Here is a 19,726-nt window from a genome sequence, read left to right as displayed (position 1 = left end):
TGAACCTTACGCAGCTTTGGGGCGGGGTTTCTCGTCGTGTGGAAAAGGGGTGGTCGCCGAGCACGCTCGGCGACCACCCCTTTTCGGACAGGAGTCACGAACCGTCCGTCGGACGGGCTCCGACGGCTACCTCGGGGCGAGCTTCTCCGCCAGCCCGGGGTTGCGGTCCAGCCAGGTGCGGACGGCCTGCTGCTCCTTGCCCTTGCCGGTCTCCTGGATGACCGATTCGAGGTCCGTGAGCTGCTTCTCGGTCAGCTGGAAGTTCTTCAGCCAGGCACCGACCTCGGGGTTCTCGGCGGCGAAGCCCTTGCGGGCGAGGGTGTGGACGCCGTCGCCCTTGCCCCAGGAGCCCTTGGGGTCGGCGAGCTTCCTCAGGTCGTGCTGGGAGTAGGCCCAGTGCGGCGACCAGAGGGTGACGACGACCGGTTCCTTGCGCTCGTAGGCGCGCTTCAGCTCGGCGAGCATGCCGGGCGTGGAGCCGTCGACGACCTCGTACTCGCCCTCCAGGCCGTACTCCTTGAGGACCTTGTCCTTCAGGATGCCCATCATTCCGGCGCTCGGCTCGATGCCGACGATCCGGCCCTTGAACTGCCCGGCCTTGCCCTTGAGGTCGGCGAGCGAGTCGACGCCCTTCACGTACGAGGGGACCGCCAGCTCCAGCGAGGTGGGGCCGTACCAGGAGCCGAGGTCCTCCAGCTTGTTCCGGTACTTGGCCCAGTACTGCTCGTGCGTGACGGGCAGCCAGGCGTCGGTCTGGAAGTCGAGCTGCCCGCCGGCCAGGCCGGTGTAGAGGGCGCCGGCCTCCAGCTGCCTGGTGTCGACCTCGTAGCCGCGCCGCTCCAGGAGTTCCTTCCAGAGGTACGTGGAGGCGATGCCCTCGTCCCAGGGGATGTAGCCGATGCTGATCTTCTTGCCGTCGCCGCCGTTCGGGCCCGAGGCGGAGGCGCTGCCGGAGCTGCCGAGGAAGCCCGTGCCGCCCGCGACGAGGGCGAGGACGACGACGCCGACGAGGGCGGTGACGGGCTGCGGGCGGTGGGCCCAGAGCTTGGCGCCGGGCCGCTTCGCGCCCAGCACGGCGCGGGCCTTGGCGGCGGCGCGGCGGCCCAGCGGGGAGACCTGGCGGCCGAGCGCGCCGGTCATCCGGTCCAGGTACATGGCGAGGACGACGATGGAGACGCCGGCCTCGAAGCCGAGGCCGATGTCGACGTTGCCGATGGCCCGGTAGACCGCGCCGCCGAGCCCGCCGCCGCCGACCATGCCCGCGATGACGACCATGGACAGGCCGAGCATGATGACCTGGTTGACGCCGGCCATGATCGTCGGCAGGGCGAGCGGCAGCTGCACGCGCAGCAGGGTGTCGCGCGGAGTGGTGCCGAATGCCTCGGCGGCCTCGACGAGTTCGCCGTCGACCTGCCGGATGCCGAGCTCGGTCATCCGGACGCCGGGCGGCAGCGCGAAGACGATCGTGGCGATGATGCCGGGGACGACGCCGACGCCGAAGAAGATGATGCCGGGGATGAGGTAGACCATCGCCGGCATGGTCTGCATGAAGTCGAGGACGGGCCGCAGCACGGCGCTGACCGTCTTCGACCGGGCCGCCCAGATGCCGAGCGGGACGGCGATCACCAGCGTCACGAGGGTCGAGACGAGCACGAGCGAGAGCGTCGCCATGGCCTCGTCCCACAGCTGCACGGAGTCCACGAGGCAGAAACCCGCGAACGCCAGGACGGCGGCGGCGAGTCCGCGCAGCCACCAGGCGACGACGGCGAGGATGCCGGCGAGCAGCAGCGGCTGGGGGGCGGACAGGACGGCGTCGATGCCGTCGTACAGGCCGGTGACGCCGGTGCTGACGGCGTCGAAGAGCCAGGAGAACTGCGCCTGGAGCCAGTCGACCGAGCTGTCGACCCACTGGCCGAGGGGGAGCCTAGGCACCGGCGGTCACCTCCCGGACCTCGGCGGACGGGGCGTCCGTCGCACCGCCGCCGCCCATGACGGCGAGGAGGCGTTCCGGCGGTACGACTCCGAGGACGGTGCCGTCGGCGTCCTCGACGGTCACGGGGTGCGGGGCCAGGGCGGCGACGGCGCACAGGTCCGCGACGAGCGTGTCGGGTCCGACGGCCCGGCAGGCGCAGTCGGCGGGGCAGTCCGTCGTGGGGGCGTCGTCCGTCATGACGGCGGAGGCGGTGAGCACCCGGGAGCGGTCGACGTCCTGGATGAAGGAGGCGACGTAGTCGTCGGCGGGGCGGACGAGGATGTCCTCCGCCGTGCCGAGCTGGACGATCCGGCCGTTGCGCATGACGGCGATCCGGTCGCCGAGGCGCATGGCCTCGTTGAGGTCGTGGGTGATGAAGACGATGGTCTTCTTCAGGCGCTGCTGGAGGACGAGGAGCTGGTCCTGCATGTCACGGCGGATCAGCGGGTCGAGCGCGCTGAACGACTCGTCCATGAGGAGCAGGTCGGCGTCGGTGGCGAGCGCGCGGGCCAGGCCGACGCGCTGCTGCATGCCGCCGGACAGCTCGTCGGGCCAGGACTTCTCCCAGCCGCCGAGCCCGCAGAGTTCGAGCGCCTCGGCGGCGCGGGTCTCGCGCTCGGCGCGCGGGACGCCCTGTACCTCCAGGCCGTACGCGGCGTTCTCCAGGACGTTTCGGTGCGGGAACAGCGCGAAGTGCTGGAAGACCATGCTGATCTTGCGGGCGCGGACGGCGCGGAGCTCGCGGGGGGAGAGCGCGGTGAGGTCGCGACCGTCGAAGAGGACCCGGCCCGCGGTGGGTTCGAGCAGGCCGTTGAGCATGCGCAGGAGGGTGGACTTCCCGGAGCCGGACAGGCCCATCACGACGAAGATCTGGCCGGGTTCGACGGTGAAGCCGGCGTCGACGACGGCCGCCGTCGTCCCCTCGGCCCGCAGTTCCTCGCGGTCGGCGCCGTCGGCGAGCCTGCGGACGGCTTCGTCGGGTCGTCTGCCGAACACCTTGTACAGGTGGTCGGCCTGGAGCCTGGACACATACACCTCACGGGTAGCGATGAAGAACGGCCCCGCCACCCCCGCGCGGCCGGGCCGTGGAGCGGGCGGGATCGGCCCGCGGCCCGTCGCGTACGAGGACTTCTTTGTTGAATCCCGTACCGGGTCCGCTCCGGGCTCCCGCCTGCCCGGCGCCACCAGGTGCAAACGCAAAGGTGACACGGGTCACGGCAGGGCGGGGACGCGGGCGTCCCGGTCGTGGGGCCTGTCGGTCGTGGGGGTCTGTCGGTGGTGTGCGGCATGATCGGGCGGGTGACCCGACGTTTGATGCTCCTCGACACCGCCAGCCTGTACTTCCGCGCTTACTTCGGCGTTCCGGACTCGGTCCGCGCGCCGGACGGCACGCCGGTGAACGCCGTCCGCGGGCTGCTCGACTTCATCACCCGGCTCGTCCAGGACCACCACCCCGACGACCTGGTGGCCTGCTGGGACGAGGACTGGCGGCCGCAGTGGCGAGTGGACCTCATCCCGTCGTACAAGGCTCACCGGGTGGCGGTCGTGACGGAGACCGGCCCGGACGAGGAGGAGATCCCCGACACCCTGTCGCCGCAGGTGCCGGTGATCGAGGAGGTCCTCGCCGCGCTCGGCGTCGCCCGGGTCGGGGCCGCGGGGTACGAGGCGGACGACGTCATCGGGACGCTGGCGGGCCGGGCCGGGGGCCCCGTCGACATCGTCACGGGCGACCGTGACCTCTTCCAGCTGGTCGACGACGCCCGCGGGGTGCGGGTGCTGTACCCGCGCAAGGGGGTCGGGGACTGCGACCTGGTGGACGCGGAGCTGATCCGCGCGAAGTACGGGGTGCGCCCCGACCAGTACGCGGACTTCGCCGCGCTGCGCGGGGACGCGAGCGACGGGCTGCCCGGCGTGAAGGGCATCGGCGAGAAGACGGCGGCGCAGCTCATCACGGAGTACGGCGACCTGGCCGGGGTACGGGCGGCGGCGGAGGACCGGACGTCGAAGCTGACGCCGGCCAAGCGGCGCGGGATCGTCGAGGCGGCCGCGTATCTGGACGTGGCTCCGACGGTCGTCCGGGTCGCCGGGGACGTACCGCTGCCCGACTTCGACCCGGCGCTGCCGTCGGCACCCCGGGACCCGGCGGCCCTGGACGCGCTGGTGAAGCGCTGGGGTCTCGGCGGTGCGGTGGGACGGCTGCTGCCGGTCCTGGAGCGCTGACGAGGGCCGCGATCTTCCCAGGGCGTTTTCCGGTCAGGGGCGGCCCACGACGCCTGGTCGGCCGAAACCCCCTGGGGAGCGACGCCCCGAGGTGCTAGCTTAGGCATACCTAAGTTCGCAGAGTCAGGAGAGACCCTCGTGGCAGACCAGCCGGCCCGCAAGGCACCGAAGGCCACCGAAGCGCGTGTGGTGCGCACCGAGCGGATCACGCCGCACATGGTGCGGGTGGTCCTCGGCGGCCCGGGACTCGACGCCTTCGAGGCCGGCGAGTACACCGACCACTACGTGAAGCTGCTCTTCGCCCCGGACGGGGTCACGTACCCGGAGCCGTTCGACATGGAGCGGATCCGGGCGGAGTTCCCCCGGGAGCAGTGGCCGACGACCCGGACGTACACGGTGCGGGCCTGGGACCCGGTGCATCGCGAGCTGACGGTCGACTTCGTGGTCCACGGCGACGAGGGCCTGGCCGGCCCGTGGGCCGCGCGCGCCCAGGCGGGCGAGACCGTGCGCTTCCTCGGCCCCGGCGGCGGTTACGCGCCGGACCCGGCGGCGGACTGGCACCTGCTCGTCGGCGACGAGAGCGCGCTGCCCGCGATCGCGGTCGCCCTGGAGCGGCTGCCGTCCGGCGCCCGGGTGCACGCCTTCGTGGAGGTGTCGGACGCCGCGGAGGAGCAGAAGCTCGCGACGGCGGCGGGGGTGGACGTCACCTGGCTGCACCGAGGTGACCGCCCGACCGGCGAGGCGCTCACCGAGGCCGTCCGGGCCCTCGACTTCCCGGCGGGGGACGTCCACGCCTTCGTCCACGGCGAGGCCGGGTTCGTGAAGGACCTGCGCCGCCACCTCGGTGGGGGGGGGGGGGGGGGGGGGGGGGGCGCCCCCCCCCCCCCCCCCCCCCGCCCCTTTTCCACGTCTCCTCCCCGCGATCCTCCTACGTCGCCTCGCCGAAGAGGCGGTCCGAGGCGTCCACGTGGGCCATCCGGCGCAGGGCGGAGAAGATCGCGTCGCCGAGGACCGTGCCGACGACGGTGCTCTCCACGAGCTCCTCGCGCGCCACGTTGCGGGCCACGTAGTCCAGGTCCGCCCGCGCCACCAGCTCCGCCGCGTCCGCGTACACGTCCAGGACCTCGATGAAGGCGCCGTGGCCGACCTCGTCGAGGGCCGCGAGCGCCGTGGCCAGCGACTCCGACGCCAGATTGCTCGGGACCGTGTGCCAGCCGCGCTCGGTGATCAGTTCGTCGACCTTCCGCCGCGCCGCCTCGATCCCGGCGCCCGGCTCGCGGTCGTGGCGCGGCACCATGCGGCTGGCCGCCGTGCCGAGCACCTCGTGCACCGGCCGGTCGGGGTCGTCGACCGCCTCGATCACGCAGCGGATCTCCGCGATCGACATGCCGCCCACGTCGAGGAGCGCCCGGATCAGGCGAAGCCGCTGCACGTGCGCCTCTCCGTACGAGGCCTGGTTCGGGCTCGTCAACTCTCCGGCCGGCAGCAGGCCTTCCCGTACGTAGAACTTGATCGTCGGCACGGACACCCCGGTCCTGCGACTCAACTCGCCGATGCGCATCGCGTGTTCACCTTCCAGGTCTTTCTTCGGCCTTGCCGACCGACACCTCCATCATAGATAGTGGCGCTATCAGATAGCGGCTAGTGCCACTATCCATACATGCTCCATCCGCACCGTCACGGCTTTCCGTGACCGCTTCTCACGGGGGATCACATGTCCTTACTGCACCCGCTCACCCGCCTGCACCGGCCGCTGGTCTGGTTCGTCGCCTCGATGGGCGCGCTCGCCCTCGTCTCCGCCGTCGGCCTGGTCGTCGACGACCGGGTCCTGGTCGGCGTGCCGATCTGGGCCAAGCCGCTCAAGTTCTCGCTGTCGTTCATCGCGTACGGGCTCTCGCTCGCCTGGATGCTCTCACTGCTCGCGCCCCTGCCGCGCGCCCACCGGATCGGCTGGTGGGCCGGCACGGTGGTCGCCGTCACCAGCGCCGTCGAGATGGTCCTCATCACGCTTCAGGTGGTCCGCGGCACCCAGAGCCACTTCAACCAGGCGACCCCGTTCGACAACGCCGTCTTCCAGATCATGGGCGCCACGATCGCCGTGCTGTGGCTGGGCGCCCTGACCATCGCGGTGCTCCTGCTGCGCGCCCGGATCCTCGACCGCGCCACCGCCTGGGCCGTCCGGCTGTCCTCGCTGATCGCCCTGGCGGGCGCCGCCGTCGGATTCCTGATGGTCCGTCCGACCTCCGAGCAGCTCGCGGTCGACGAGTCCCCGGTCAGCGGCGCCCACAGCGTCGGAGTCCCCGACGGCGGCCCGTCCATGCCGCTGACCGGCTGGTCCACCACCGGCGGCGACCTGCGCATCCCGCACTTCTTCGGCATGCACGCGCTCCAGCTGCTCCCGCTGCTGCTGCTCGTCCTCGCCGTGCTCGCGCCGCGCTTCGGCCGCCTCGCCGACGAACGCGTACGTCTCCGCCTGACCGTCACCGCGGCCGGCGCCTACACGGCGACCTTCGCCCTCCTGACCTGGCAGGCACTGCGCGGCCAGGCCCTGTTCTCCCCGGACGGCGCGACACTGACCGCCGCTGCCGCGATCGCCCTGCTCACCGCGGTGGCCACCGTTCTCTCCCTCCGCACCGCGCCCGCCTCCCCCGCCCCGGCCCCCGCCGAGGAGGTCTCGGCATGACCGGCACGCTCTTCGAACTGACCTTCTTCCTGGCGGCGCCGGTCTGGCTGCTCATGATCTTCGCCCCTCACCGGCGGATCACCGAGCGGGTGGCCGCCTCCCCCCTGACCGTCCTCCCCCTGCTCGCCCTCTGGGCCGTCTTCGCCGTCCCCGTCCTGCCCGAACTCTGGACCGCGGTCACCAGCCCCGACATCGACACCTTCCGCGACCTCACCGCCCTCGCGAACGGCGCCGCCGCCCTCTGGGCCCAGGTCCTCGCCTGGGACCTCCTCCTCGGCCAGTGGATGTACCGCGAATCCCGCCGCCTCTCCATCCCCCCACTCCTCATGTCCCCCCTCCTCGTCCTCGCCATCCTCCTCTCCCCCCTCGCCCTCCCCCTCTTCCTCGTCCTCCGCACCACCTACGAGAACCGCACGAGCCCCTTGACCCCGGCCGGGAAACGCTGAGGCCCGTCGGGTGGGCCGGCTGTCAGGGGGTGGGGTGCTTGCGGGCCGTCAGTTGGAAGAGACGGGCGGTGTGCATGTACGGGGGCCGGGCGGTGGTGGCGAGTTCCAGGCGTTCGAGGTCGGCGTAGTAGGCGGGGTCGTACTTGCGGGCGTCGTCGGTGAGGTAGTCGCAGAAGCTGCGGATGCCGTAGTGGTGCACATCCGTGCAGCCGAGGGTTTCGAGCAGGGGGGTGATCTCCTCCGCGGTGTGCAGGGTGAGATCGGAGTCGAACATCTCGTTGCGGAGGAGGTCGGTGTCGAGGGCGGCGAGGGCTGCGGTGGGATCGAGCTGTCGGACGGCGATGTTCAGGGGCGCGGAGTGGCGGTTGATCGCCATCAGGGAGAAGAGACCTCCGTCCTTCAGGGGGGCGAGGGACCGGGCGAGGGTGCCGGGGACGTCGTCGACGTACTGCAGGAGGTTGTGGCACAGGACCACGTCGAAGTCCCCGGCGGCGACGTCCGCGGGCAGGGCGTCCACGTCGGCGCGGACGCAGCTGACGCGGTCCGACAGGCCGCTCGCGGCGGCGCGGGCCTCCGCGGCGGCCAGCATGGCCGGCGCGTGGTCGACGACGGTGACGTGGTGGCCGCGCGCGGCGAGCCGCAGCGCGTCCCCGCCGTCGCCGCCGGCGAGGTCGAGGATCCTGAGCGGCCCGCCTCCGGGGCCGTCGTCGAGGTGGCGCATGAGGTTCGACTCGGCGAGCGTGTAGCGGAGGCGGCCCCAGGGGGCTTCCTGCCATTCCTGCCAGGTGGCCATCGCGGTGTCGAACTTCTCGTGATCTTGAGTCATCCGGCGACGATAGCCAGCCGTCTCCGGTGCGTCAGCCTCGGGCGCGGACCGTGGCGTGGACGTCGCGGTCCGGTTGGAGGGTGAGGCTGGGGACGGGGCGGATGTCGTCGGTGGCGAGGTCGAGGTGGTAGCGGCGGGCGAGGACGGCGAGGACGAGGACGGCCTCGACGAGGGCGAAGCGGGTACCGAGGCAGACCCGGGGGCCGCCGCCGAAGGGGAACCAGGCGTATTCGGGTATCTGCTCGGCGGGTTCGCCGTCCTCGCCGGTGAGCCAGCGCTCGGGGCGGAACGTCTCGGCGTCGCCGTACCAGCGGGGGTCACGGTGGGTGGCCCACTGGCTGGACCAGACGCGGGTGCCGGCGGGGACGGGGGCCCCGCCGAGGGTGGCGCCTTCCTTGGCGATGCCGGTGATGAGCCAGATCGTGGGGTAGAGGCGCAGGGTCTCCTTGACGACCGCCTGGGTGTAGGTCAGGGCGGCGTAGTCGTCGTATCCGGGTTCGTGGTCGGCGAGGACCCGGTCGAGTTCCTCGGTGAGGGCCTCGTGGACGCGGGGGTTGCGGGAGAGCAAGTGCCAGGCCCAGACGAGGGTGGAGCTGGTGGTCTCGTGGCCGCCGATGTAGAGCGTGACCGTCTCGTCGCGGATCTCCCGGTCGGAGAGGCGGGCGCCGGTCTCGTCCCGGGCGGCGAGGAGGCGGCTGAGGAGGTCGGGGCGCTCCGTGTCGCCGTCGCGGTGGCGGGAGACGACACGGGAGACCTCGGCGTCGATGACGGCGGTGGCGCGCTTGATGCGGGCGCGCCCGGGGGTGGGCACCCAGTCGGGGAGTACGGCTCCGATGCCGCTGAACTCGGCGCCGATCTCCTTCTGCGCGATGTCCATCGCCCGGCCGATGGACTCGGCGTCCGCCGCGGTGTCGACGCCGAAGATGGTGCGGACGGCGATGAGTTGGGTGAGGGCCGCCATCTCCTTCTTGATGTCGATCTGCTGCCCGTCGGCCCAGCGGTCGGCGAGGGCGACGGCGCACTCGGCCATCGTCGCGGCGTAGGAGCGGACCTGCTTGGGCCGGACCGAGGGCTGCACCAGGGAGCGCTTGCGCCGCCAGTCGGCGCCCTTGGCGACGACGACGCCGTTGCCCAGGAGCGTGCGGAAGGCGATGCCGAGGTCGGGCTGGTCGAAGGTGCGCTCGACCTCGGTGAGGAGTTCGCCGATCGCGTCGGGGTGGGCGATGAAGAGCGCGGGGCCGCGGCCGAAGCGCCAGCGGACGAAGTCGCCGCGCTCCCTCAACTGCTCGAAGAAGGCGAGGGGGTCCTTGCCGAAGGCGGGCAGATTGCCGAGGAGCGGTACTCCCCGGGGGCCGTCGGCGATGGTCGCGGTCGGCTGCGTCGCGCGTGTCCCGGCGTCGGGACCGGCTTGCCTGGTCACGTACGTCCCCTCCCCAACTCCCTGTTCGTGTGTACGAGTCCATGCAAGCGGAAGGGTCCTCCCCCGCGCCAGCCCTGTGGACGACGACCTGTGGACAACCCGCTGCGGGCGGTACGCGAAAGGGGCCCGCGGCGCGAACGCCACGGGCCCCTCCGGTGACCGACGGGCCGTCAGCCGACCGAGCTGTAGGCGACGACTCCGCGGAGCAGCGATTCCACGGCCTTGCGGGCGTTCTTCGCCACGGTGCTGTTCTCCTTGGGCGCGGCCGCCGAGATCTGTCCGAGGACGTCGATGACCTGCTTGCACCAGCGCACGAAGTCGCCGGCGGGCATCTCTGCCTCGCGGAGGACCTCGTCGAGGCTCTTGTCGGAGGCCCACTGGTAGGCGGCCCAGGCGAAGCCGAGGTCGGGTTCGCGCTGGCCGACGCCCTCGGCCTGATTGATCTTGAATTCCTCTTCGAGGGCGTCGAGACGGCCCCAGATGCGGACCATCTCGCCGAGCGCCGCCTTGGCGTTGCCCGTCGGCAGCTTGGGCGCGACGGCGTCGTCGGCCTGCCGCGACTCGTACACCAACGCGGAGACGCAGGCGGCGAGCTCGGGCGGCGTGAGGCCCTCCCAGACGCGGTCGCGGAGGCATTCGCTGGCCAGCAGGTCGAGTTCGCCGTAGAGCCGGGCGAGCCGCTTGCCGTTGTCGGTGACCTCGTCGCCTCGCAGGTAGTCGAGTTCGGTGAGGAGCGCGACGATCCGGTCGAAGGTACGGGCGATGGTGTTGGTGCGGCCCTCGATGCGCCGCTCCAGCTGCTGGGTGTCGCGCTGGAGGCGGTGGTAGCGCTCGGCCCAGCGGGCGTGGTCCTCGCGCTCGTCGCAGCCGTGGCAGGGGTGGGCGCGGATCTCGGTGCGCAGCCTGGCGATCTCGCGGTCGTCGGCGGCGGCGGCGCGCTGCTTGTGGTGCCGCTCGGGGTTGATGTGTCCGGCCTTGCTGCGCAGGGCGGAGGCGAGGTCGCGGCGGGACTGCGGAGAGCGCGGGTTGAAGGTCTTGGGGATCCTCATGCGCTCCAGGGCCTCGACCGGGACGGGGAAGTCGATGGAGGCGAGCCTCTTGACCTGCCGCTCGGCGGTGAGGACGAGAGGGCGCGGCCCGTCGTGGTACTCGAAGCCGCGGTGGCCGTTGGTGCGGCCGGCCGGGATGCCGGGGTCGAGGACCAGGGCGAGGCCGGCGAACTTGCCCGTGGGCACGTGGATGATGTCGCCCGGCTTGAGCTTCTCCAGGGAGTTGGCCGCCTGGGCGCGGCGCTGGGCGGCGCCCTGCCGGGCCAGTTCGGTCTCGCGGTCCTTGAGGTCGCGGCGGAGCCGCGCGTACTCCTCGAAGTCGCCGAGGTGGCAGGTCATGCCCTCGCGGTAGCCCTCGAGTCCCTCTTCGTTCTTCTGCACCTGGCGGGAGATGCCGACGACGGAGCGGTCGGCCTGGAACTGGGCGAAGGAGGTCTCGAGGAGCTCGCGGGAGCGGTGCCGGCCGAACTGGTCGACGAGGTTGACCGCCATGTTGTACGAGGGCCTGAAGCTGGAGCGCAGGGGGTACGTGCGCGTGCCGGCGAGTCCGGCGAGGTGGCCGGGGTCGAGGCCGCGCTGCCAGAGGACGACGGCGTGGCCCTCGACGTCGATGCCCCGGCGGCCCGCGCGGCCGGTGAGCTGGGTGTACTCGCCGGGAGTGATGTCGGCGTGCTGTTCGCCGTTCCACTTGACGAGCTTCTCGAGGACGACGGACCGCGCGGGCATGTTGATGCCGAGGGCGAGGGTCTCGGTCGCGAAGACGGCCTTGACGAGCCCGCGGACGAAGAGCTCCTCGACGACTTCCTTGAAGGTCGGGAGCATGCCGGCGTGGTGGGCGGCGATGCCCCGCTCCAGCGCTTCGAGCCATTCGTAGTAGCCGAGGACGTGGAGGTCCTCGGCGGGGATGGCGGCGGTGCGCGCCTCGACGATCTCGCGGACGCGCCGGCGTCCCTCGTCGTTGTTGAGCCGGAGCCCGGCGTACAGGCACTGCTGCACGGCGGCTTCGCAGCCGGCCCGGCTGAAGATGAAGGTGATGGCGGGCAGGAGCCCTTCGGCGTCGAGGCGTTCGATGACCTCGGGGCGGCCGGGGGTCCAGATGCGGGAGCGCTGGCGGCGCTCGCGCTCGCGGTCGGCCTCGCGGACCATCTTGCCGCGGCGCCGGTCGCGCGGGTTGTACGCCGTGTTCTCCGTGCGGGCCAGGCGCATGAGGTCGGGGTTGACCTCGCGGCGGGCGGAGCCGCGGCCGCCGTGGTCGGTCTCCTCCTCGAAGAGGTCGTACATCCGGCGTCCGGCGAGGACGTGCTGCCAGAGCGGCACGGGGCGGCTCTCGGAGACGATGACCTCGGTGTCCCCGCGGACGGTGTCGAGCCAGTCGCCGAACTCCTCGGCGTTGGAGACGGTCGCGGAGAGCGAGACGAGCGTGACGGATTCGGGGAGGTGGATGATCACTTCCTCCCAGACCGCGCCGCGGAAGCGGTCGGAGAGGTAGTGGACCTCGTCCATGACGACGTACCCGAGGCCGGAGAGGGCCTGGGATCCGGCGTAGAGCATGTTGCGGAGGACTTCGGTGGTCATGACGACGATCGGCGCGTCGCCGTTGACACTGTTGTCGCCGGTGAGGAGGCCGACCTTGTCGGGGCCGTACCGCTTGACGAGGTCGGCGTACTTCTGGTTCGACAGCGCCTTGATGGGCGTCGTGTAGAAGCACTTGCGGCCCTGGGTGAGGGCGAGGTGGACGGCGAACTCGCCGACGATGGTCTTGCCGGAGCCCGTGGGGGCGGCGACGAGCACGCCCTTGCCCGCTTCGAGCGCCTTGCACGCCTCGATCTGGAAGGGGTCCAGTCCGAATTCGTACAGCTCGCGGAAGGGTGCCAGTGCGGTGCGCTGCTCGGCGTTGCGGGCGCGGGCGGCCGCGTACGCCTCGGCTGGTGTGAGGTCCTCTGTCATCTTGTTGTCGAGCCTACCCGCCGCCTGTGACAGTGACGCGATCTTTATCGAGGGGATACGGAGGGCAGGGTTCCGAGGGTGCCGGGAGGGAGGTCCGGGACATGCGGGGCCGAGGACCGGACGCGACGGAGGGGTCCCCCGGACGATGTCCGGGGGACCCCTCGCGAAGACGCTCCGCGGGATTCCGCGGGATCAGGTGATGTCGTCGTAGCCGTTCAGCCGGTGCGCGCCGCTTCCGCCGGGCTCGGCGGTGGCCTGCTCGGGCAGGGCCCGGGCGGCGGTGACGGGCTCGACGGCGCCGACGGCCTGGGGCGTGAGGTCCAGCGCGGAGGCCTCGTCGTCGTCGAGTTCGGCGTCGGGGTTGCCGCGCCTGCGTCGCCGGTCGTTGAGGAGGGAGAAACCGACGGCCCCGAAGTACAGGATCGTGATCGGTCCGGCGAGGGCGATCATGCCGACCGGGTCGGTGGTCGGGGTGATGACGGCGCCGAACACGAAGACGCCCATGATCACGCCGCGCCACCAGCCGGCCATGCGGCGGCCGGTGAGGACCCCGGTGAGGTTCAGCATCACCAGGACGAGGGGCAGCTCGAAGGCGAGGCCGAAGACGAGCACCATGCGCAGGGTGAAGTCGAGGACGTCGTTCAGCGACAGGATGTTCGCGGATCCGCTGGGCGTGAGGCTGATCAGGACCTTCACGCTGACGGGGAGGATGAGGTACGCGAGGTAGGCGCCCGCGCCGAACAGCGGCACGGCCGCGCCCACGAAGGCGTACGTGTACTTCTTCTCGTTCTTGTGCAGCCCGGGCGCGACGAAAGCCCACAGCTGGTAGAGCCAGACCGGGCTCGCGACGACGAGACCGGCCGTCAGCGACAGCTGGATCGTCGTGCTGAAGGGGGCCATCAGCGTGTTGAAGGAGACGATCGCGCAGTTGCCGCCGTCACTGGTGACGTTCGGTGCGCAGGTGGGCACCGACTTCGTCAGGAACTGCATCAGCTCCTCGCTGTACGCGAGGGCGACGATCGTCACCGCTGCGATGGCGAGGAGACCCTTCGCCAGTCGGTTGCGGAGTTCACGCAGGTGCTCCACGAGGGGCATCCGGCCCTCGGGGTCCTTCTCCTGCTTGCGGGCAGACTTGGGCAACCCACGTCCTCATCTCGTGCGGCAGCCGCCGCCCGGTGCGGCGGCCGCGGCGGACCGGGTCAGCGCTTGGTGGTGTCCGAAGGCTCGGCCACGGGGCGCGAGCTGGTCACGTCGCCGGGAGCGGCCTGGATGGTGCGCGGCGCGGGCTCCTGCGTTCCGGTGCCCGCCTGCGGCGGGTCGGCGGGGGCGCTCTGCTGGTCGTCCGACTTCATCGCCTTGGCCTCGCTCTTGAGGATGCGGGCCGACTTGCCCAGCGAGCGCGCCATGTCCGGAAGCTTCTTGGCGCCGAACAGCAGGATGATCACGACGAGGATCAGGATGATCTCGGTGGGGCCGAGCCTACCCATAGCGTTTACCTTCTTCACCGAGGCGACAGGGAGTGCGGTTGCCCGGCGGGTCGGACATGCGTCCTACCACCGCGCTGCCAGCGATCGTAACCCGCAGGAGTAAACGCAGGGCAATGCCCTTGCATACTCCCGATTGCGCAGCACGAGCCCGGGTGTGTGCTCTTTCACGCAGGGTACGGCACGGGTTCAGCGCAGGGTCTCGCCGGTTCGGGCCAGTCCTGCGGCGGCGGTCTCGAGGTCCTCGGCCGCCCGATTGATCCGCTCTGTGGTGTGGGCCACCTGGCGCCCGAGGCGCCGGACTTCGAGGAAGACCTTGACCGCGAGGACGCCGAGGACGGCGATCCCGAGGAATCCGAGGGCGATGGCGAGCATGGGCCAGAACATGTGCTGAGCCTACTCAGACGGTCGTGTGGAGCCGCAGGGTGCGCACGCCGCCGCCGGTGAGGAGTTCGACGATGCGCTCGCCGGCGGGCTTGCGGACGGAGCTTCCGCACTCCGGGCAGGTGAAGGAGTAGAACGTGGTGCGGCGGCTGGCGCCGATGGCCAGCCGCAGGGCGCTCGCGGAGAGTTCGAAGCGGGAGCGGCAGTCGGGGCAGGCGGCCTTGAAGAGGACCGGGGCGATCGTCGCCGTGAGACCGTGCATCGCGGACACTTCCCTCATCTCTCGTCGCACCTTCGGTACGTAAGCAACAGCGTCACGGCCGCCGGGACCGTCACAGCCCCTCGTACGCGGCGAGCGCGGCGGCGGCCGCCGTCCTGGCGCTGTCGGCGAGCTCGGCCGGTGCGACGATCCGCCCGTCGCTGCCCAGTCGGAGGGCTAGCCGGCGCAGCGAGGCGGGGTCCGGCGTCCGCAGCGTGATCCGCAGTCCGCCGTCCGGGAGCTCGTCGGCCCGGTCGTGCGGGTAGTACTCGGCGACCCAGCGGCCGCCGGGCCCCACCTCGACCACGACCTCGGGGTCGTCGGCGGACGGCTGCACGAGGCCCTCGGACAGGTCGCGCAGCTCCAGCTCCGGCGGCGCGGCGTGCTCGTCGAGGATGCGGATCTCGACGACGCGGTCGAGGCGGAAGGTGCGGCGCGCCTCGGAGAGGCGGCACCACGCCTCCATGTAGGTGTGGCCGACGGCGAAGAGCCGGATCGGGTCGACCTCGCGCTCGGTGAGCTCGTCGCGGGCGGGCGAGTAGTAGCGGACCCAGAGGCGCCGGCGTTCGGAGATGGCCCGGTCGACCTCGGCGAAGACGCCGCCCTCGGACTCGAAGGTGACCGAGAGCCGGGAGCTGGCCCCGGCGGCCTCGCCCGCGGCGGCCTCCAGCTTGGCGGTGGCGCGGAGCAGGGCCTCCCGGTCGCTCTCGCGGAGCCCCGGCAGGGTGGCGACGGCGCGGGCGGCGACCAGGAGGGCGGTCGCCTCGTCCGCGGCGAGCCGCAGCGGTGCGGCGACGTCGTCCGGGTTGTGCCACCAGATGCGGTCGCCGTCGGTGTCGATGTCGAGGAGGTCGCCGCCGCGGAAGCTGGTGCCGCACATGGGCAGCACGTCCAGGTCGGAGATCAGCTCGTCCTCGGTGATCCCGAAGGCGCGCGCGACGTCGGCGACGTGGGCGCCGGGGCGCTCGCGGAGATAGGTGACGAGGGAGAGCATCCGCCTCGTCTGGTCGATCGCGTTGGCAGCCATGCGGTTCGTCTCCCCCTCAGCCCTTGGCCACGGCGCGCAGCCGGTCCATCACATCGGCCCGCAGATCGGCGGGTTCCCGGACGACGACGTCGGGGCCGAACTCGACCAGCCAGGCGTCGAGCCCGTGGCCGTACGGGATCTCCAGCTCGTCCCAGCCGTCGGCGCCCTCCCGCACGGACAGGGCGCGGGCGCGCAGCGGGTAGCCGCAGCCGCCGCGCAGCCGGATCCTGGCGGTGCGGGTCGCGGTCTCGCCCGCCCAGCTCTCCACGGTCTCCCGGACGGTGACGACGTCGGGCACGGGCGCGGTGAAGGCGCCGGCCCGGGAGCGGACCTTGCCGGTGATCCGGGAGAGGCGGAAGACGCGCTCGGCGCCGCGGTCGCGGTCCCAGCCGGCGAGGTACCAGTGGCCGCGCCAGCATTCGAGGGTCCAGGGCTCGACCTGGCGGGACTCGGGGCGGGCGGCGTTGGCCTTGCGGTAGTCGAAGACGACCGGGCGGCGGTCGCGGCAGGCCAGCATGAGCGGTTCGAAGGCCGCCTCGTGGACCGGGATGCGGGGTTCGAGGGCGCTGGGCTGCGTCTCGTACGAGTCCTCCGCCTCGGGCATGCCGGCGGCGCGGAGCTTCTGGAGGGCGCCGCTGGCGGCCCCGGCGAGACGGGCCTGCTGCCACACCTTGGCGGCGAGGCCGAGCGCGGCGGCCTCCTCGGCGTCGAGGGTGATGGGAGGCAGCCGGTTGGAGTCGCGGCGGGCGAGGTAGCCGGTCTCGCCCTCCAGGTTCTCGACGGTCTCGATGACGAGGCCGAGCTCGCGCAGGTCGTCCTTGTCGCGCTCGAACATGCGGTTGAAGGCGTCGTCTGCGGAGGCTTCGAGGTAGGCCTCGATGGAGCCGCGGAGTTCCCGCTTGCTCAACGGTCGGCGCGTCCCGAGCAGGCACAGCGCGAGATTCATCAGCCGCTCGGACTTGGCAATCGCCATCGAAGCCCTGCACCTCTTCCGCGGATCCACTTCTCGGACGTCCGACCGTACCGCCCCGGGGTGTCGGGACCAAAGCCGAGGGCCCCCGCCACGGATGGCGGGGGCCCCGGAGCGACCGCGAACGGTCGCGGTGTGCGCGGGTCAGCGCTTCTTCACGGCCACGAGGTCGCAGACGAAGATCAGCGTCTCGCCCGGGGCGATCGCGCTGCCGGCGCCACGGTCGCCGTAGGCGAGGTGGGCGGGGATGATCAGCTGGCGGCGGCCGCCGACCTTCATGCCCTGGATGCCCTGGTCCCAGCCCTGGATGACCTGACCGGCGCCGAGGTTGAAGTCGAGCGCGCTGCCGCGGTTCCAGGAGGCGTCGAACTCCTCACCGGTGGAGAAGGCGACACCCACGTAGTGGACCTTGACGAAGTCACCGGCGGCGGCGACGTCGCCGTCACCCTCCCAGAGGTCCTTGATCTCCAGGTCCTTCGGCGGCTCGCCACCCGGGAAGTCGATCTCGGGCTTCTCGATGCTCACTGAACTGCTCCTCATACTGATGAACTGCGCGATCGGGACAGTCTTACATCTTCGTCAGGATGTCCACGGCGAACACCAGCGTGGAGTTCTTCGGGATGCCCTGCTTCTCCTGGTCGCCGAAGGCCTCGGACGGCGGGGCGACGATGAGGACGCGGCTGCCGATCTTCTTGCCGACGAGGCCGTCCTTGAGGCCCTTCAGCGTGAGCTGCTCCAGCGGGAAGTTCGCGGGCTTGCCGGTGGTGTAGGTCGAGTCGAAGACCTTGCCGTCCTTCCACAGGGCGGCGACGTAGTTCACGACGACCGTGTCGGTGGCCTTGACGGCCTCGCCGTTGGCCTCGAGCACGTAGTTCGAGACGAGCTTGGTCGGCGGGTCGGTCTTCGGGACCGTCAGCGAGGGGGCCTTGCCGTCGGTGTTGGTGCCGACCTTGGGCAGGTCCTTGTTGTCCTGGGCGACCGGGGTACCGGTGGCGGACTTCGGGATGGTGACGGCCTTCAGGATGTCCACGACGAAGACGAGGGTGGCGTTGGGCTTGATGTCGCCCTGGCCCTGCGCGCCGTAGCCGAGCTCCGGCGGGATGCCGATCTCGATGCGGCTGCCGACCTTCTGGCCATCCAGGCCCTGGTCCCAGCCCTTGATGACCTGTCCGGCGCCCAGCGTGAGGTCGAACGGCTGGCCGCGGTCGAAGCTGTTGTCGAAGGGGGTGGTGGAGTCCCAGGCCTGACCCAGGTAGTTCACCTGGAGCGCGTCGCCCTTCTTCGTCACCGCGCCCTTGCCCTCGCTGATGACGTTGACCTTCAGTTCCTTGGGCGGGTCGCCCTCGCCCTTGGAGAGGGTCGGCTTCTCCCCGAACTTCTCCCCCGCGGTGATGGCGGGCAGCCCGTTCTTCATCGAGGCGGAATCGGAGCCCTTGTCGTCGCTGCCGCACGCCGCTGTGGAGAGCAGCAGCAGCGGGACGACGAGAAGGCCGGCAAGTCGGCGCACGTGTTCCTCAGATCTCAGACGGCACAGTAGTTGTGCCGACACTCTAGGGGACCCTCCTGTCAGGGCGAGGGCCCCGCACGTGAATCGTGCGGGGCCCGGGGACGCGTACGGACCTGGCCCTACATTCCGGCGATCAGCTTTTCCACCCGGTCGTCGACGGAGCGGAACGGGTCCTTGCACAAGACGGTGCGCTGTGCCTGGTCGTTGAGCTTGAGGTGCACCCAGTCGACGGTGAAGTCCCTGCGCTGCTCCTGGGCGCGGCGGATGAAGTCGCCGCGGAGCCGGGCCCGAGTGGTCTGCGGGGGCACCGACTTGCCCTCGAAGATCTTCAGGTCGTTGCAGATCCGCGCCGCCTGCCCGTTCTTCTGGAGCAGGTAGTACAGCCCACGACGGCGGTGGATGTCGTGGTAGGCGAGGTCTATCTGCGCGACCCTCGGGTTCGACATGGTCATGTTGTGCTTGGCCCGGTAGCGCTCGATGAGCCGGTGCTTCATGACCCAGTCGATCTCGGTCTCGATGCGGTCGAGCCGCTCGCTCTCGATCGCGTCGAGCGTACGGCCCCACAGCTCCAGGACCTGGGCGACGGTGCCGGAGCGGATGCCGCGGCGGTCCACGAAGTCGACGGCCTTCTCGTAGTACTCGCGCTGGACCTCCAGCGCGGAGGCCTCGCGGCCGCTGGCGAGCCGGACCTTGCGCTGGCCCGTGATGTCGTGGCTGACCTCGCGGATGGCCCTGATGGGGTTCTCCAGCGTCAGGTCGCGCATCACGGTGCCGGCCTCGATCATGCGGAGCACCAGGTCGGTGGCGCCGACCTTGAGCAGCATGGTCGTCTCCGACATGTTGGAGTCGCCGACGATGACGTGGAGCCGGCGGTAGCGCTCGGCGTCGGCGTGCGGCTCGTCCCGGGTGTTGATGATGGGCCGCGAGCGGGTGGTGGCGGAGCTGACGCCCTCCCAGATGTGCTCGGCACGCTGGGAGACGCAGAACACGGCGCCCCGCGGGGTCTGGAGGACCTTTCCCGCGCCGCAGATCAGCTGCCGGGTGACGAGGAAGGGAATGAGGATGTCCGCCAGCCGGGAGAACTCTCCGTGACGGGCGACCAGATAGTTCTCGTGGCAGCCGTAGGAGTTTCCCGCCGAGTCGGTGTTGTTCTTGAAGAGGTAGACGTCGCCCGCGATTCCCTCCTCGTGCAGGCGGCGTTCGGCGTCGACGAGAAGGCCTTCGAGAATGCGCTCGCCGGCCTTGTCGTGGGTGACCAGTTCGGTCACGTTGTCGCATTCCGGTGTGGCGTATTCCGGATGCGATCCCACGTCCAGGTACAGGCGGGCGCCGTTCCGCAGGAAGACATTGCTGCTGCGGCCCCATGACACGACACGGCGGAAGAGGTAGCGCGCCACTTCGTCAGGAGACAGTCGGCGCTGTCCCCTGAACGTGCACGTGACGCCGTACTCGTTCTCCAGCCCGAAAATGCGGCGGTCCATGTCTGAACATTACGCCTGACGGCCTGTGCTGAAACCGGGTTGAGCGTTCCC

General features: G+C 71.2%; 18 protein-coding genes and 1 pseudogene. 4 read left to right on the top strand and 15 right to left on the bottom strand.

Features of this window, described 5'->3' with window-relative positions:
* Positions 1-126 precede the first annotated feature (126 nt).
* Positions 127-1,932 carry an ABC transporter permease/substrate binding protein gene (locus OO54_RS20510; RefSeq protein WP_033205019.1) on the bottom strand — a complete coding sequence of 602 codons (1,806 nt, stop codon included), beginning with the start codon at positions 1,930-1,932 and terminating at the stop codon, positions 127-129.
* Positions 1,925-3,001, bottom strand: coding sequence for a quaternary amine ABC transporter ATP-binding protein (locus OO54_RS20505; RefSeq protein WP_033205018.1), 1,077 nt, complete (start codon positions 2,999-3,001; stop codon positions 1,925-1,927). The genes OO54_RS20510 and OO54_RS20505 overlap by 8 nt, the downstream gene beginning before the upstream one ends.
* 285 nt (positions 3,002-3,286) lie before the next feature.
* Between OO54_RS20505 and OO54_RS20500 the strand changes: the two genes are divergently transcribed.
* Positions 3,287-4,192: a 5'-3' exonuclease gene (locus OO54_RS20500; protein WP_026058673.1), complete on the top strand. Its 906-nt coding sequence runs from the start codon at positions 3,287-3,289 to the stop codon at positions 4,190-4,192.
* 138 nt (positions 4,193-4,330) lie between these two features.
* Positions 4,331-5,035: pseudogene (locus OO54_RS43705) on the top strand (siderophore-interacting protein); the annotation flags it as partial.
* A gap of 85 nt (positions 5,036-5,120) precedes the next feature.
* On the opposite strand, the gene OO54_RS20490 reads toward OO54_RS43705, so the two are convergent.
* Complete coding sequence (locus tag OO54_RS20490; RefSeq protein ID WP_033205014.1) at positions 5,121-5,753, bottom strand: MerR family transcriptional regulator; 633 nt, start codon at positions 5,751-5,753, stop codon at positions 5,121-5,123.
* A 153-nt stretch (positions 5,754-5,906) separates the two neighbouring features.
* Here OO54_RS20490 and OO54_RS20485 point away from each other — a divergent pair, with 153 nt between their 5' ends.
* Together OO54_RS20485 and OO54_RS20480 are read left to right on the top strand one after the other, a co-directional pair.
* Complete coding sequence (locus tag OO54_RS20485; RefSeq protein WP_033205012.1) at positions 5,907-6,875, top strand: hypothetical protein; 969 nt, start codon at positions 5,907-5,909, stop codon at positions 6,873-6,875.
* A complete protein-coding gene (locus OO54_RS20480) occupies positions 6,872-7,321 on the top strand; it encodes an ABA4-like family protein (protein ID WP_033205011.1) in 450 nt (149 codons plus the stop codon). Before OO54_RS20485 ends, OO54_RS20480 begins: the two co-directional genes overlap by 4 nt.
* A 22-nt stretch (positions 7,322-7,343) precedes the next feature.
* Here the strand turns inward: OO54_RS20480 and OO54_RS20475 are convergent, their stop codons facing one another.
* From OO54_RS20475 to pafA, 12 genes are all read right to left on the bottom strand, one after another.
* Positions 7,344-8,147, bottom strand: coding sequence for a methyltransferase domain-containing protein (locus OO54_RS20475; protein ID WP_033205010.1), 804 nt, complete (start codon positions 8,145-8,147; stop codon positions 7,344-7,346).
* 31 nt (positions 8,148-8,178) lie between these two features.
* Complete coding sequence (locus tag OO54_RS20470) at positions 8,179-9,567, bottom strand: cytochrome P450 (protein WP_033205009.1); 1,389 nt, start codon at positions 9,565-9,567, stop codon at positions 8,179-8,181.
* Positions 9,568-9,737: 170 nt separating this feature from the next.
* The gene (locus OO54_RS20465; RefSeq protein ID WP_033205008.1) at positions 9,738-12,563 is read right to left on the bottom strand and encodes a DEAD/DEAH box helicase; all 2,826 of its coding nucleotides are present in this window, start codon (positions 12,561-12,563) and stop codon (positions 9,738-9,740) included.
* Positions 12,564-12,755: 192 nt separating this feature from the next.
* Positions 12,756-13,658 (bottom strand): twin-arginine translocase subunit TatC, encoded by a 903-nt coding sequence (tatC, locus tag OO54_RS20460; RefSeq protein WP_200146667.1) that lies wholly within the window; start codon positions 13,656-13,658, stop codon positions 12,756-12,758.
* A gap of 104 nt (positions 13,659-13,762) precedes the next feature.
* Entirely contained in the window at positions 13,763-14,050 is a 288-nt protein-coding gene (gene tatA, locus OO54_RS20455) for a Sec-independent protein translocase subunit TatA (protein ID WP_017241701.1), read from the bottom strand.
* Positions 14,051-14,236: 186 nt separating this feature from the next.
* Positions 14,237-14,434, bottom strand: a complete 198-nt coding sequence (locus OO54_RS20450; protein WP_033205004.1) for a hypothetical protein — start codon at positions 14,432-14,434, stop codon at positions 14,237-14,239.
* 13 nt (positions 14,435-14,447) lie between these two features.
* Positions 14,448-14,711: a CpXC domain-containing protein gene (locus OO54_RS20445; RefSeq protein WP_017241699.1), complete on the bottom strand. Its 264-nt coding sequence runs from the start codon at positions 14,709-14,711 to the stop codon at positions 14,448-14,450.
* 52 nt (positions 14,712-14,763) lie between these two features.
* Positions 14,764-15,717 (bottom strand): helix-turn-helix transcriptional regulator, encoded by a 954-nt coding sequence (locus OO54_RS20440; RefSeq protein WP_017241698.1) that lies wholly within the window; start codon positions 15,715-15,717, stop codon positions 14,764-14,766.
* Positions 15,718-15,733: 16 nt separating this feature from the next.
* Positions 15,734-16,690, bottom strand: coding sequence for a helix-turn-helix transcriptional regulator (locus tag OO54_RS20435; RefSeq protein WP_033205002.1), 957 nt, complete (start codon positions 16,688-16,690; stop codon positions 15,734-15,736).
* A 141-nt stretch (positions 16,691-16,831) separates the two neighbouring features.
* Positions 16,832-17,212 (bottom strand): FKBP-type peptidyl-prolyl cis-trans isomerase, encoded by a 381-nt coding sequence (locus OO54_RS20430; RefSeq protein ID WP_026058671.1) that lies wholly within the window; start codon positions 17,210-17,212, stop codon positions 16,832-16,834.
* Between the two features lie 43 nt (positions 17,213-17,255).
* The gene (locus OO54_RS20425; protein ID WP_033205001.1) at positions 17,256-18,194 is read right to left on the bottom strand and encodes an FKBP-type peptidyl-prolyl cis-trans isomerase; all 939 of its coding nucleotides are present in this window, start codon (positions 18,192-18,194) and stop codon (positions 17,256-17,258) included.
* A 119-nt stretch (positions 18,195-18,313) separates the two neighbouring features.
* On the bottom strand, positions 18,314-19,675 hold the full coding sequence (gene pafA, locus OO54_RS20420; protein ID WP_033204999.1) for a Pup--protein ligase: 1,362 nt from the start codon (positions 19,673-19,675) through the stop codon (positions 18,314-18,316).
* Positions 19,676-19,726 lie beyond the last annotated feature (51 nt).

Source organism: Streptomyces wedmorensis, from assembly GCF_000716445.1.
Taxonomy (GTDB): Bacteria; Actinomycetota; Actinomycetes; order Streptomycetales; family Streptomycetaceae; genus Streptomyces; species Streptomyces wedmorensis.
The sequence above is the reverse complement of the archived record's forward strand: the minus strand, read 5'-3'. Positions and strand labels throughout refer to the sequence as shown.